This window comes from Granulosicoccus sp. 3-233, from assembly GCF_052681095.1.
In genome coordinates, this window is record NZ_JBQYLE010000002.1 from 288997 (window position 1) to 303151 (window position 14155).

Below are 14155 nucleotides of genomic sequence, written 5' to 3' on the forward strand. Positions count from 1 at the left end.
AGGCGGCGACATGTTCGCCGCTCGAATTTGCAGTAGAGTGTTCCAATTCATCTGGATGCCTGTCCGCTGATCATCATTGAGCGTGCTGGCACTCCGTACTGGAGTCCGACCCAGGCAGGGGGCAATGATCATTCCACGCAGGCAACAGCATATCGATGAGGACTTCATGCATCAGGCGCTGGCCTTGGCAGAGAGTGCCGGTCGTCACGGTGAGGTGCCGGTTGGTGCACTGCTTGTGCAGGAGGGGCAGATTCTGGGTAGTGGCCAGAATCGCTGCGTCATGGATCATGACCCGTCGGCTCATGCCGAGGTCCTGGCGGTCAGAGACGCGGCGTTGAAGTCTCGTTCGTCCCGGCTGGACGGAGCCACCCTGTATGTCACGCTGGAGCCCTGTCTGATGTGTTGCGGCATCCTGTTACAGGCGCGTATTGCCAGACTGGTATTCGGTGCTCGCGAGCCACGCACCGGTGGTGTGGTGAGCATCCATGAGGCTCTGCGACTTCCCGGTGTGGATCACCACGTGGCCATCACCGAAGGCGTGCTGGCGGAGCAGGGAGCTGCCCTGATGCAGACGTTTTTCCGGGAGCTGCGCCAGTCGGGATCGGCGCAGTAAAATTGTCTCCTCACTGACTGGCAGCGAGCCGGGTTGGTACCTTGTACCCTCCATTGCCATAGGTGACTGATGCCCAGGTGGCGTGCGCCAGTGCAAGCAGAATTCGGCAGTAAGTGAGATGATGCAGCACTACTGAATACTCGGTGTCTCGATGACTGTGTTGCAGATCGCTGTGGTCGGAGCTGGACTGATTGGACAGGTCCATATCCGAACCATCAATTCCAATGATGACTGTTGCCTGCAGGCAATCGTGGACCCGGATGACAATGCCATCGAGCTGGCTGCCGGATATCAGGTTCCCCAATTCAACGCTCTGTCGACCTTGCTGGAAACGCAGCGGCCAGATGCGGTCATCATCGCCACTCCCAATGACTTGCACGTGGAACAGACCAGGCAATGCCTGGCCATGGGCGTGCCGGTGCTACTGGAAAAACCGGTCGCAACCGATCACGCCAGTGGCCTGGTGCTGGCCGATGAGGTGAAACGCTGTGGGGTGCCCGTACTGGTGGGGCATCACCGCGCGCACAGTGACATCATGAGACAGGCCTGCGAGACAATCGCCAGCGACCGCCTGGGGCGGTTGGTCTCCATCATGGGGAGTGCACAATTCTACAAGCCTGTCGACTATTTTCAGCAGGCACCGTGGCGAAGTCAACCGGGTGGAGGGCCCATCCTGATCAACATGATTCATGAGGTGCACAACCTGCGCATGCTGATGGGGGAAATCACCCATGTACAGGCGATGGCGTCCAGGGAGTTACGACAGTTCGAAGTCGAGGATACCGTTGGTATCACTCTGCGTTTCGCCAATGGCGCTCTGGGTACCTTCCTGTTGTCGGATACAGCCGCCAGTACCGCCAGTTGGGAGCTGACCACCGGTGAGAATCCTGCTTACCCGCAACAGCAGGACGAGAACTGCTACTGGATAGCGGGTACCCGCGGCAGTTTGTCCGTGCCAACCCTGAGGAGCCGGTTTCACCCGGCGGAGCAGGAGTCCTCGTGGTGGCTACGCATGAGTGAGGTTCTTGCTGAGCGGGAAACGGTTGATCCACTGTCCCGGCAATTGGCGCATTTCGTCGAGGTAGTACGAGGCGTGGCGGAACCACGGGTGAGTGTCGAGGATGGATTGACCAATCTGCAGGTTGTCGAAGCCATCGCGCAGGCGGCTGCATCCGGCCAGATGATTTCCCTGACCTGACGAATTCGAACACCATCATGAATCTTTCCACCCCCATGAGCGGGATCGTGCTGATGATCCTGTCGACCCTTGTATTCTCCGTGCAGGATGCCATCACCAAGATGCTGGTGCAGGAACTACCGGTTGCCCAGATCGTTTTCGTACGCTTCGTGGCATTTGCGATCTTCGCCTGTCTGTTTGCGACAGTGAACGGCGGACTACGTACCGCATTGCGCTCGCTGGTGCCAGTCAGGCAACTGATACGCTGCCTGTTGATGTGTTCGGAGATTGCCCTGTTCGCGCTCGCCCTGCGCGTACTCGGGCTTGCTGAGGTGCATGCCTTGTTTGCCTGCTTTCCGCTGGTAGTGGCGGCTCTGTCAGTACCCATACTTGGAGAGAAGGTCGGACATCGCCGCTGGATGGCGGTGATCGTCGGATTCATCGGTACGCTGATCATCCTGCGGCCGGGGCTGGCGGTGTTTGACCCCAATGCTCTGATACCACTGGTCTGTGCCGTCATTTTTGCTCTCTACAATCTGTTGACAAGGCAGGTATCGCGACGCGACAGCTTCGCAACCTCATTGGTCTATTTCGGCATCACCGGGGCTGTCGCTTCCGGCCTGTTTGCCTGGCCGTTGTGGCAGCCACTGAATCCGGCAACCATCAAACTGCTGGCTCTGTTGTGCGCCACCTCGATATGCGGGCACATGATGCTGATCAAGGCATTGCAATTGACCGAAGCGGTTGTCCTGCAGCCGTTTCACTATCTGGTTCTCATCTGGACTTTGACAATCGGCTATGTATTCTTTCGGGAAACGGTCGATGGGCCAACCCTTCTCGGTGCTGGCATAGTGGCTTTCAGCGGTATCTATGTGGCTTACCGGGAATTTGTGCTGTCACGCAGCAATGCCGGAAATCAGGGTGTAGCCTGAATGCATGACCGACACTCGAGCGTGTGAGAGACAATCAATGATGCCGATGAAACCGGACGCGGCTCTGTTCGATATGGATGGCCTGCTGATCGACAGCGAACGACTTTCGCTGCAAAGCTTTCTCGCTACCTGCGCGGATCATGGCCTTGACGATCAGACCCCTCTGTTTCTGAGCATCGTTGGCAGCAACGAGGCCTCCTTGATGGCGATCCTTGATGCTGCCATCGGGCAACAAGTCGACTTGCCGACATTTCGCGCCGATTGGGCGCAGCGTTATCATGCGTTGATTGCCGACGGACAGGTACTGCTCAAGCCGGGGGTGGAAGAGCTGCTCGAATGGCTGGCATCCGAAGGTGTCAGGATGGCAGTAGCCACCTCCAGCGCTGCACCGATAGCCGCTCTGAAGCTGACTCGCACCGGGATCATCAAGCGTTTCGATTTCATTGTCGGTGGAGACATGGTGCGTCACAGCAAGCCGCATCCGGAGATCTTTCTGGCTGCTGCCGCCGCCATCGAGGCGGATACCTCACGGACACTGGTGTTCGAGGACTCCTTCAACGGGGTCAAGGCTGGTGTTGCAGCCGGATGTACGGTTTTCCAGGTGCCGGACCTGGTGCCACCGACAGCCGAATTGTTGAGTCTCGGGCATCGTGTCTGCGACAGCCTGCATCATGCCCTGGCGATACTGAAGAGCGCCGAGTACAGCTTCGGTAACAACGTTGCCGGCTGATTGCCCGGCATCAGCTCGAACTCCCGGATGGGTGATTCCGACACGTCGCCGATTGGTTCTTCCCGAATTGCGTGTCATGCAGTGCCTCGGATTCCGTCCCCTTGTCCGTGTCAGCCACGTCTGCATACCCGGATTCGTTCAGCGATTCCGGTGGCATGCCAAAGCTCGAGCACTGGCAAAAACCCGCTATTGACGAAAGCTGCATCATTTGTCTTGTGATCAGTCATCTGGGGTAGTGACCTGCCGATACGGTTCGGGCGCGACTCGGAACTTGCCCGTTAAATGGAGTACACCAGCTCCAGGAAGATGAATAGTGTGATTTAAGTCATGTTTTGTTGGTCACAAATAGTCCTTTTTTGACTCGAATTAGGCCAATACCTAAAGGTAATGATGCAAATACGTACACTTTTATTTTATCTTGCAAAAAAAGCATAGAAATTAGCTTCTTTCGTACTGTTTCGGCACTTGTGACGAGCGTACATTGCAGTTGTTGTAAATACTGCGTCAACCCGAAGAATCTCCCGGAGGAGAACTATGCGAATGCAAAAAAGCGCCATCGCCCTGACCGTAGCCGCCATGGCGGCTGGGGCCTCACTGTCTGCCAGTGCAGAAACTCTGACCATTGCTACCGTGAACAACGGTGATATGGTCCGCATGCAGAAATTGACTGACGATTTCACCAGCAAGAACCCCGGCATCGATCTGGAATGGGTAACTCTGGAAGAGAACGCTCTGCGTCAGAAAGTCACGACGGACATCGCCACCAAGGGTGGACAGTTCGACGTCATGACAATCGGTACTTACGAAGTGCCTATCTGGGCTGAACGTGACTGGCTGGTGCCGCTGGAAGGACTGGGCGACGACTACGATGTCGACGATATCCTGCCAGCCATCCGCGGTGGTCTGTCAGTCGATGACAAACTCTACGCCGCACCTTTCTATGGTGAGTCCTCCATGGTCATGTACCGCAAGGACCTGATGGAAAAAGCAGGCCTGGAAATGCCTGAAGCGCCTACCTGGGAATTCATTGGCGAGGCCGCTCGCGCCATGACTGACAAGGAAAACGAAATCTACGGTATCTGCCTGCGTGGCAAGGCCGGCTGGGGTGAGAACATGGCATTCCTGACCGCAACAGCCAACTCGTTCGGTGCTCGCTGGTTCGACATGGACTGGAATCCACAATTCGATTCACAGCCTTGGGCTGACACACTGAACTTCTACGTTGACCTGATGAACGACGCCGGACCTCCGGGATCATCTTCCAACGGTTTCAACGAAAACCTCACATTGTTCCAGAACGGTCAATGCGGCATGTGGATCGATGCAACCGTTGCGGCTTCTTTCGTCACCAACGAAAACGATTCGAAGGTAGCTGATCAAGTCGGTTTTGCACTGGCTCCGGACAATGGCCTGGGCAAGCGCGGTAACTGGCTGTGGGCATGGTCGCTGGCAATTCCTGCTGGTACCGAGAAAGAAGAAGCTGCCAAGAAGTTCGTGGCATGGGCAACCAGCAAGGCCTATGCAGAGCTTGTCGCTTCTCAGGAAGGCTGGGCCAACGTACCACCGGGCACACGTACTTCTCTGTACGAAAACCCCGAGTACCAGAAAGTGCCTTTCGCAGCCATGACTCTGGCAAGCATCCAGGAAGCCGATCCAACCAACCCAACGGTTGAAGAAGTACCTTATGTCGGCGTGCAGTTCGTAGCCATCCCCGAATTCCAGGGAATCGCAACATCCGTAGGCCAGCAGTTTGCAGCGGCGTTGGCAGGTCAGAGCAGTGTTGAAGATGCACTGAAGAATGCTCAGTCTTTGACTGAACGCGCCATGAAGAAGGCCGGCTACCCCAAGTAGGTCTTACCTGCCGAATCGAAGTAAGTTGGTCAGTCGATGAGCAAGACAGGGATGGATGAGCCCCACAACGGGCAGGGCAGGGATGCCCCTTCGACTTCTTCCAAGCAAATACTTTAGCCTTGCAATGTATTGTCGGTTGGGTGAGAACCCAGTTGCAGTATGAGTCAGAGGCATGATCCAGGCCTGTGACTGAAAGCTTGTAAACGCAGCCACGAGAACACGGCTGTTCCCATACGTCCGGATTGACGGAGGAGATCATGTCAACCACCCATTCGCGTACCGCTGGCAAGGCGATGATATCGCCCGCAGTCACCCTGCTTTTTCTGTGGATGATTGTACCGCTGGTGATGACGCTGTACTTTTCGTTTCAACGCTATAACCTGCTGGATCCGGTTACATCGTTCGCCGGTTTTTCGAACTACGAATTCTTTCTCACCGACCCCGCGTTTTTCGAGGCGCTGGGTAATACACTGATCATCGTCATCGGGGTGCTTTGCATCACCGTGATAGGTGGAACCCTGCTGGCACTGTTGCTCGATCAGCCCATGTTCGGGCAGGGTATCGTCCGCCTGTTGTTCATTGCCCCGTTCTTCGTCATGCCTACGGTATCGGCTCTGGTGTGGAAGAACATGTTCATGAACCCCACCAACGGCCTGTTTGCCTGGCTTTCCAAGCTGGTCGGTACCACGCCGATCGATTGGCTGGGTCACCATCCGCTGGCCTCCATCGTCATGATCGTCTCGTGGCAGTGGCTGCCCTTCGCCACGTTGATACTGCTTACCGCGATGCAATCGCTGGACAGTGAACAGATCGAGGCGGCCGAGATGGACGGGGCCAGTGCCTTGTCACGTTTCTTTCACATCATCGTGCCGCATCTGGCGCGTGCAGGAACCGTGGTCATTCTCATTCAGACGATATTCCTGTTGTCCATATTCGCGGAAATTCTCGTCACCACGGCGGGTGGGCCGGGTTATGCATCCACCAACATTCCCTACCTGGTCTACATGCAGTCACTGCTGCAGTTCGATGTCGGTGGTGGCTCGGCCGGCGGTATCGTCGCTGTCATTCTCGCCAATATCGTTGCCATCTTCCTGATGCGCCTCGTCGGCAAGAACCTGGATCTGTAAGGAGCATATCGTCATGGCAAGACAAGTCACTTTAAACAGACGCCTGGTCAATACGGCTGTTGCCTGGGGAATCGGTCTACTGATCTTCTTTCCGATTCTCTGGACCATCCTGACCAGTTTCAAGACGGAAGCAGAAGCGATATCACTGCAGCCTTCACTGTTCGGTTTCGACTGGACGCTGGAGAACTACCAGGAAGTCAACAGTCGTTCCAACTATCCGCGGTATTTCATGAACTCGGTCATCATCGCCTTCGGTTCGGTGATTCTGGGTCTGATCATTGCGGTACCGGCAGCCTGGGCGATGGCCTTCGTACCATCGAAGAAAACCCGCGGAATTCTGATGTGGATGCTGTCCACCAAGATGTTGCCACCGGTAGGTGTTCTGATCCCCATCTACCTGTTGTTCCGTGACTGGGGCCTGCTCGATTCCCGCGTCGGACTGGTGCTCGTGCTGACGATGGTGAATCTACCGATCATTGTCTGGATGTTGTTCACCTACTTCAGGGAGATACCGGGCGAGATACTGGAGGCAGCAAGAATGGATGGGGCATCGTTGAAGTCCGAGCTGATACATGTACTGACCCCCATGGCACTTCCCGGTATCGCCTCGACCATGTTGTTGAACGTGATCCTGGCCTGGAACGAAGCATTCTGGACCCTGGTACTCACGACGACCAATGCAGCACCTTTGACACAGTTCATTGCCAGCTTTTCGAGTCCTGAGGGGCTGTTCTACGCGAAGCTCTCCGCAGCTTCCACCATGGCAATAGCGCCGGTTCTCATACTGGGTTGGTTCAGTCAGAAACAATTGGTCCGCGGCCTGACATTCGGTGCGGTCAAGTAGTTCTTGACCTGACGGCAAGAACTCATCAGAAAATTCAAAGGGAAATATAATGGGCAGCATTACACTCAAGCAGGTAGCCAAGCGTTTTGGTGATACGGAAGTCATTCCCCCGCTGGACCTCACCATTGAAGATGGCGAATTCGTTGTTTTCGTCGGTCCGTCGGGTTGTGGCAAGTCCACCTTGTTGCGACTCATCGCGGGACTCGAAGATGTCTCCGATGGCGTGATCGAGATCGATGGCAACAATGCCACTGATCTGCCGCCGGCCAAGCGGGGTCTGGCAATGGTGTTCCAGTCGTATGCCTTGTATCCGCACATGACTGTACGCAAGAACATCGCCTTTCCCCTGAAGATGGCGGGACTGGATCAAGCGGCCATCGACGCCAAGGTCAACGGAGCGGCGGCGACGCTGAACCTGGCCGATTACATCGATCGACGTCCAGGTCAGTTGTCAGGTGGTCAGCGGCAGCGTGTTGCCATCGGTCGAGCCATCGTGCGTGAACCGTCAGCGTTCCTGTTCGATGAGCCTCTGTCAAACCTGGACGCCGCTCTTCGTGGCAACATGCGCCTGGAAATCTCCGAGCTCCATCAGACGCTGGCAACCACGATGATCTATGTCACGCACGATCAGGTCGAGGCGATGACCATGGCTGACAAGATCGTGGTACTGCGTGCCGGACACATCGAGCAGGTCGGGTCACCGCTGGATCTCTACCGCGAACCGGCGAACCTGTTCGTTGCCGGATTCATCGGTAGTCCCGCCATGAATATCATCAATGGGCCAGCGGCCGAGGCGTATGGCGCTCCGACCATTGGCGTGCGTCCCGAGCACATGGACCTGTCGCATGAAGGTGGAGCCTGGCGCGGAGTCGTCGGGGTGTCCGAGCATCTCGGTTCTGACACTTTCCTGCGAGTCGATGTCGAAGGTGTGGGCACATTGACCGCTCGCGCCGACGGTGAGTTCCCGGCACGTCATGGTGATACGGTGGGTCTGACTCCGGATCCTGAACGCATGCATCGATTCGATGCGAACGGTCTGAGGATCGCTGGCTGAGGGAGTCTGCCAACAGCTGCAAGCAGCTGGGCGACTCATTGGCAAGGTGGGGATCGTCACGGATCAAGCCGTGACATCTCCAGCCGAACTGTCTGTCTTTCTGGCATCGGTTGATGCCAATTACTTCGTCGAGCAGGCGGGCATGGTCGCCGGCGAAAACAGGATAAGCTGAATCGTGAGTGAAACTATCAATGACACTGCAGCATCGGCAAGGCTCTCTCTGGAGACGCTGGCTGAGCTGAATGCGCAGGTAGCAAAGCCTGCTTATGAGCGAAAGTCTCTGACTCGCGGGATCCTGCACTTCGGCCCTGGCAACTTTCACCGGTCTCATCAGGCGGTCTATCTGGACCAGTTGATGAACATGGGGCTGGATCATGACTGGGCGATCATCGGTGCCAGCATCATGCCGGGTGATGCCCGCTTGCGAGAAGTCCTGTTGAAACAGGATCTGCTGACCACAGTCGTCACACAATCCGCCACACGCAGCGACGCTCGTGTTACCGGGCCGATGATCGATTATCTGCCCGTCGGCGATACGCAGGCCATTCTGGACACGCTGGCCGATCCGGCCATACGCATCGTATCGCTGACGGTGACAGAAGGTGGCTATTTCGTGAATGCAGCCACCGGCAAGTTCGACCACGAACATGCTTCCATCCTGGCCGATGCGGCGAATATTGCATCCCCTTGTACGGTATTCGGACTGATCGTCAATGCGCTGGCCGGCAGACGGGAACGCGGCGAACAGGCGTTCACCGTCATGTCCTGTGACAATCTGCCGCACAACGGTCACGCTGCCAAGGCTGCCGTGCTCGGGCTGGCTCGACTGGTCGATGAGTCTCTGGCTGCATGGATCGAGGCACACAGCAGTTTTCCCAACGGCATGGTCGATCGAATCACACCGGCGACCGGTGAGTACGAGCGCAGCCGGGTACGTACTCTCTTCGACATCGCCGATGATAGTCCGGTGTTCTGCGAAGACTACCTGCAATGGGTGCTGGAAGACGACTTCGTGGCCGGCAGGCCGGCGTTTGAACGGGCAGGGGTCCAGATCGTACCGGATGTCGCACCCTACGAAATGATGAAGATTCGCATACTCAACGGTGGTCATGCAGTACTGGCCTATCCCGCAGGTTTGCTGGGAATCGAGTACGCGCACGAGGCCATGCAGAACGATCTCGTGAGAGGTTTTGTCGAGCAGTTGCAACAGCGTGAAATCATCCCCGTTGTACCTCCGGTACCCGGTGTGGATCTGGCTGTTTATCAGGCCAGTGTCATACAGCGGTTTTCCAACCCTGCCATTGCCGACACCATCACGCGTCTTTGCCTCGATGGCTCGAACCGTCAACCGAAGTTCATCGTTCCCACCCTGGCTGATCGTCTGAAGGCGGGCGGTGATATCGATGGTTTGTCTCTGGCGTCTGCCTTCTGGTGTCGTTACTGTCAGGGGACGACGGAGAGTGGAGAAGTCATCGCACCGAATGATCCGTCCTGGGACAACCTGCAGGCCCGGGCGAAGGCCGCGAAGGAAGATCCGGCTCAATGGTTGGCGATGACGGATGTCTACGGCAATCTGGGCACCGATGAACGATTTCGGGAAAGCTTTGCCAAAGCATTGGCAGATATACAGCAGAATGGGGTGGAAGCCACGCTCAAAGCCTATATCGAAAGACCTGCGTAAACGCTCCTTGCAGCCAGGTGAGATGACATGTCAGTTGCGCTACGATTGGAGAAACCACAAGCCCCGGAATTCGAACTCGCCGACAACAGTGATCGATCGGTGCACTATCTGGAGCACGGATTCCCGTGCCCGCTGGTGCGCTGGCACTATCACGACGACTTCGAATTGCATCTGATCGTTGCCAGTACAGGCAAGGTATTTGTCGGGGATCATGTCGGCGGCTTTGGCCCCGGGCAGCTGGTGCTTACCGGTCCACGACTGCCGCATAACTGGATCAGTCAGACAGAGCCTGACGAGGTGGTCGAGCTGCGCGATCTGGTCATCCAGTTCAGGATGGATCTGGTGTCGGGCATGGCGAAGTTTGCACCCGAGCTCGGTTCGATCATGCCGATGCTGGAACGAGCGCGCCATGGTATCGAGTTCCAGTCAGTGGATGTCGAGCTGGCCAAGCGAGCCTTTCGTGAGGTTCGTGACGCCAGTGGCGCCCAGCGAATCGCCAAATTGCTCAACCTGTTGAACAGTCTGGCGGAAGATCAGGACTATGTTCTGCTGTCCACGCTGGCCATTCGCTCACGCGCGGATCAGGCGTCGCAGGACAAGATCCAGCTGGTCACGCAATACATCAGTGAAAACTTTGCCAGCGAGATTTCATTGAGTGACATGGCCAGTCTGGTCAGCATGAACGACAGTTCCTTTTCGCGTTTCTTTGCCAAGGCAACGGGCAACAGTTTCGTGCGGTTCGTCAATCGCGTGAGAATCAGCAAGGCCTGTGAACTGTTGTCGGACACCGACAAGCCCATCACCGCCATCTGTTACGAAACCGGCTTCAACAATATTGCCAATTTCAATCGACGCTTTCGTGAACTGAAGGAAATCACACCCCGAGAATACCGACGGCAATCGCGTCTGCGTCACGGTAGTCGTCAGGTCGAGCCCTGAATTTCCGAGGCGGTGTGCATCATCGTTTGCGGTAACGCCGTGCTGTTCGAACAGGAACCTGCATGACGCAGTCGTTGCCAACCATGTAGAGCCTGTCGTGGTGCTCGTCCGGTGTAATCGACATGCCACCGGTGAAACTGCCGAACGCCGGCAGGACAGCATGGTGTTGCCGAAACCAGAAGACCGGTGCCCTTACGCTGTGGCGCCCACCACTGGATAGTCGCCAGGTGGGGTGCAGATGTCCCGAAAGCAGGTAGCCACGTGTGTCATCGCCAGGGGCGTGACGTAGAACAAACGGGCCCAGCTGTTCGGAGTCCTTTTGCCAGCCGATGCGAGGATCAATGGTCTCCTGCGCCCGGGCAGTATCGTGATTTCCTGCGATGACTCTCACGCTCAGTACGGGTCTGTCGTCCAGTAGTGAAGACAGGGTGGACAGCCAGGCTTCGCTGCTCAATGGGGTGCTGTGCACGAAATCACCAAGAACCACGAGTCTGTCCGCACCCGAGGCATCGCATAGCGCGAACAGATCCTGCAGTATGTGTTCGCTGATACCCGATGGTATGGCTATTCCGGAACGGGCGAACACATGCTCCTTGCCGGCATGGATGTCGGCGGCAAACAGAGTCTTGCCCGCTGGCCAGTACATCACTCGCTTCGGGTGCAGTAGCAGGTCTTCATTGCGGCAGCAGACCTGCAGCGATTGCGATACGAAGTCGTTCATCGATTTGCCAGCGTTGCCGTGGAGGCCGTTTCGAGTGCGTCGAGCATACCCTGGATGCGTTGCTGGAAACTCTGCGACGTCATGGTCTGACTATTGAGACTCTCTGCCCAGAGTGGAAACGACAGCGGCGTGAGTCGCTCCGGTGACTGCAATTGCCAGTTGCGTTGTGTCAGGGTTGTCAGGGCTTTCTCCAATCGCGTGAACTCGAGTTGCTGCTCCAGAACTTCACGATGGGCCTGTTCCAGCAACAGATTGTCCTTGTCATGAGTTTTCAGCACATCATAGATCAGGCCGCTGGAGGCCTGAATCTGTCTGGCTGTCTTGGCGCGGCCCGGATAACCGTCGAAGACAAGTCCCGAGATGCGGGCGATGTCGCGAAACTGGCGTTTGGTGATCTCGCTCGAATTGATGGATGACAGAATGTCATCGAGCAGGTTTTCCGTGGAAAAGGCACGGCGCAGCACCGGCGTTTCCAGATCGACAGGCTCGGGACTCTGCAGCTCGAAGCCGTAGTCATTGACTTGCAGGACGAAGGTGGATGGGCTCAACCGGGTCAGGCGTGAGGCGACCAGCATCGCCATGCCTTCGTGAGCCAGACGTCCGGCGAAGGGGAAGAAAAACAGACTGAAGCCTTCGCGGGTATGTATGCGTTCTATCAGGAAGTCATCGGGTCCGGGGAGTATCGACCAGCGTTGCTGCAGTTTCAGGATGGCATCAATGCTCTCGAGTTCCGGCGAGTCGGCCTGACCCTGCTGCCAGGCATTCAGGGTTTCCAGCACGCTGTCGGCCAGTTCGCTGGTCAATGGCAGATGGGTTCCCCACCAGCGCGGTACCACTCGACTTTTTCGCGTGGCCTTCCTGACATGCGCGGTCATGTCCTTCATGCGGATGAATTCCAGGTGCCGCCCGGCAAATTGAAAGGTGTCGCCGGCTTTCAGGCGGGCAATGAAGCTCTCTTCGGTTGATCCCAGGCGTTTGCCTCCCTGGAATGCCACATTGACCTGTGTATCGCTGTTGATGGTGCCGATGGCCATGCGGTGCCGCTGTTGCACTTGCTCATTCATGACACGGTGTCTGCCGGCCACCTCGAGAACCTTGTGATACTGCGGGTAGCCCTGCAAGGCCTGACCGCCGCGCATGATGAAATCCATTGTCCATTGCCACTGTTCATCGCTCAGGTGTCGAAACGAGTAGGTATCCCGGACTTCGTCGAGCATTTCCTTCTCGATGAAGCCGCCTCCCATCGCGATGGTTACCAGATGCTGGCTCAATACATCCAGCGACAGTTCCGGTGGAGTCCGGGACTCGATGCGGTTCTGCGCCAGCGCACGTCGGACGGCCGCTATCTCGACGAGCTCCAGTACATTACCGGGAACGCAGAGAATGCGTGACTGCGCACCGGGACGATGGCCTGATCTGCCGGCTCGTTGCAACAGACGGGCAACACCTTTTGGACTGCCAACCTGCATGACCTGGTCGACCGGACTGAAGTCGACGCCCAGATCCAGCGATGACGTGCAGATGACACAGCTCAGATCTCCGGCACGCAAACGATCTTCGATGTCCATGCGCAGCTTCCTGTCCAGCGATCCATGATGCAGGGCTATCCGCTGGAGCCAGTCCGGGCGGGCATCCAGTACCGCTCTGAACCAGATCTCTGCCTGTGAACGCGTATTCGTGAACAGTAGGGTCGTGCCTGCATTGTCGATCGCTCGGATGACAGGTTTCACCAGTTGCAGCCCGATGTGCCCTGACCACTTGAACGTGTGCTCATTGTCCGGCAGAACACTGTCTATGCGAATGGCGCGGGGTACGACTCCTCGAATCAGTGTACCTGACCGGCCGGGTCCCAACAGTACTTCCCGAGCCTGCTCCAGGTTTGCCATGGTGGCCGAGACACCCCAGATTCGCAGTGATGCGCACTGACGGCGAAGCCGAGCCAGGCAGAGTTGCAGCTGCACACCGCGTTTGCTGCCGAGCAGTTCATGCCATTCATCCACGATGACGGTATGCAACTGCTCGAAACCGATTTCGTTACCGGGGTAACTGAGCATGACGGACAGGCTCTCCGGGGTCGTCACCAGCGCGTGAGGAGGGAGTCTGCGTTGTCGGGTTCTGCGGCTGCCCGAGGTGTCGCCGGTGCGGATCTCCACATTCAGTTCCGTGCCCAACTCATCGCTGGCTGCCTGCAAGGCAGACTGGGTATCGCTTGCCAGGGCCCTCAATGGCGTGATCCACAGAACCTTCAATCCATCTCTCGGCCTGGTCTCTGTCTGTTCCAACGCATCCGCCGCCGCTGTCATCATGGCTGCCTGTACCGGCCCGAGCCAGGCGGCCAGTGTCTTGCCACTGCCGGTGGGCGAATGGATCAGGCCGGACTGACCGGCATGCCAGGCACTCCAGGCCTCGCGCTGGAAATCGAAGACAGTCCAGCCTTTGGACTCGTACCACCGCTCGGTGGCATTGGTGGCTTCTGCCAGTGTCAT

General features: G+C 57.0%; 12 protein-coding genes. 10 read left to right on the forward strand and 2 right to left on the reverse strand.

Features of this window, described 5'->3' with window-relative positions:
* Positions 1-124 precede the first annotated feature (124 nt).
* From tadA to ACUNV4_RS06280, 10 genes are all read left to right on the forward strand, one after another.
* Positions 125-613: a tRNA adenosine(34) deaminase TadA gene (gene tadA / locus ACUNV4_RS06235; protein ID WP_430877640.1), complete on the forward strand. Its 489-nt coding sequence runs from the start codon at positions 125-127 to the stop codon at positions 611-613.
* Positions 614-764: 151 nt separating this feature from the next.
* Positions 765-1811 carry a Gfo/Idh/MocA family protein gene (locus ACUNV4_RS06240; RefSeq protein ID WP_430877641.1) on the forward strand — a complete coding sequence of 349 codons (1047 nt, stop codon included), beginning with the start codon at positions 765-767 and terminating at the stop codon, positions 1809-1811.
* A gap of 17 nt (positions 1812-1828) precedes the next feature.
* Positions 1829-2722: a DMT family transporter gene (locus tag ACUNV4_RS06245; RefSeq protein WP_430877642.1), complete on the forward strand. Its 894-nt coding sequence runs from the start codon at positions 1829-1831 to the stop codon at positions 2720-2722.
* Between the two features lie 37 nt (positions 2723-2759).
* A complete protein-coding gene (locus ACUNV4_RS06250) occupies positions 2760-3452 on the forward strand; it encodes an HAD family hydrolase (RefSeq protein ID WP_430877643.1) in 693 nt (230 codons plus the stop codon).
* A 534-nt stretch (positions 3453-3986) separates the two neighbouring features.
* Positions 3987-5303: an ABC transporter substrate-binding protein gene (locus ACUNV4_RS06255; RefSeq protein ID WP_430877644.1), complete on the forward strand. Its 1317-nt coding sequence runs from the start codon at positions 3987-3989 to the stop codon at positions 5301-5303.
* Between the two features lie 257 nt (positions 5304-5560).
* Positions 5561-6430 (forward strand): carbohydrate ABC transporter permease, encoded by an 870-nt coding sequence (locus tag ACUNV4_RS06260; RefSeq protein ID WP_430877645.1) that lies wholly within the window; start codon positions 5561-5563, stop codon positions 6428-6430.
* A gap of 13 nt (positions 6431-6443) precedes the next feature.
* Entirely contained in the window at positions 6444-7274 is an 831-nt protein-coding gene (locus tag ACUNV4_RS06265; RefSeq protein ID WP_430877646.1) for a carbohydrate ABC transporter permease, read from the forward strand.
* 49 nt (positions 7275-7323) lie between these two features.
* Positions 7324-8328: an ABC transporter ATP-binding protein gene (locus tag ACUNV4_RS06270; RefSeq protein ID WP_430877647.1), complete on the forward strand. Its 1005-nt coding sequence runs from the start codon at positions 7324-7326 to the stop codon at positions 8326-8328.
* 175 nt (positions 8329-8503) lie between these two features.
* Entirely contained in the window at positions 8504-10009 is a 1506-nt protein-coding gene (locus ACUNV4_RS06275; protein ID WP_430877648.1) for a mannitol dehydrogenase family protein, read from the forward strand.
* A gap of 27 nt (positions 10010-10036) precedes the next feature.
* Positions 10037-10948, forward strand: a complete 912-nt coding sequence (locus ACUNV4_RS06280) for an AraC family transcriptional regulator (protein ID WP_430877649.1) — start codon at positions 10037-10039, stop codon at positions 10946-10948.
* A 19-nt stretch (positions 10949-10967) separates the two neighbouring features.
* Here the strand turns inward: ACUNV4_RS06280 and pdeM are convergent, their stop codons facing one another.
* Together pdeM and ACUNV4_RS06290 are read right to left on the reverse strand one after the other, a co-directional pair.
* Entirely contained in the window at positions 10968-11669 is a 702-nt protein-coding gene (gene pdeM, locus ACUNV4_RS06285) for a ligase-associated DNA damage response endonuclease PdeM (RefSeq protein WP_430877650.1), read from the reverse strand.
* Positions 11666-14155 carry a ligase-associated DNA damage response DEXH box helicase gene (locus tag ACUNV4_RS06290; protein WP_430877651.1) on the reverse strand — a complete coding sequence of 830 codons (2490 nt, stop codon included), beginning with the start codon at positions 14153-14155 and terminating at the stop codon, positions 11666-11668. Before ACUNV4_RS06290 ends, pdeM begins: the two co-directional genes overlap by 4 nt.

Excerpts from the sequence above, each read along its gene's own strand:
- ACUNV4_RS06265 (WP_430877646.1), top strand. The coding sequence starts at position 6,444 with ATGGCAAGACAAGTCACTTTAAACAGACGCCTGGTCAATACGGCTGTT.
- pdeM (WP_430877650.1), bottom strand. The coding sequence starts at position 11,669 with ATGAACGACTTCGTATCGCAATCGCTGCAGGTCTGCTGCCGCAATGAA.
- ACUNV4_RS06280 (WP_430877649.1), top strand. The coding sequence starts at position 10,037 with ATGTCAGTTGCGCTACGATTGGAGAAACCACAAGCCCCGGAATTCGAA.
- ACUNV4_RS06290 (WP_430877651.1), bottom strand. The coding sequence starts at position 14,155 with ATGACACTGGCAGAAGCCACCAATGCCACCGAGCGGTGGTACGAGTCC.
- ACUNV4_RS06270 (WP_430877647.1), top strand. The coding sequence starts at position 7,324 with ATGGGCAGCATTACACTCAAGCAGGTAGCCAAGCGTTTTGGTGATACG.
- ACUNV4_RS06255 (WP_430877644.1), top strand. The coding sequence starts at position 3,987 with ATGCGAATGCAAAAAAGCGCCATCGCCCTGACCGTAGCCGCCATGGCG.
- ACUNV4_RS06250 (WP_430877643.1), top strand. The coding sequence starts at position 2,760 with ATGATGCCGATGAAACCGGACGCGGCTCTGTTCGATATGGATGGCCTG.
- ACUNV4_RS06240 (WP_430877641.1), top strand. The coding sequence starts at position 765 with ATGACTGTGTTGCAGATCGCTGTGGTCGGAGCTGGACTGATTGGACAG.
- ACUNV4_RS06260 (WP_430877645.1), top strand. The coding sequence starts at position 5,561 with ATGTCAACCACCCATTCGCGTACCGCTGGCAAGGCGATGATATCGCCC.
- ACUNV4_RS06245 (WP_430877642.1), top strand. The coding sequence starts at position 1,829 with ATGAATCTTTCCACCCCCATGAGCGGGATCGTGCTGATGATCCTGTCG.
- tadA (WP_430877640.1), top strand. The coding sequence starts at position 125 with ATGATCATTCCACGCAGGCAACAGCATATCGATGAGGACTTCATGCAT.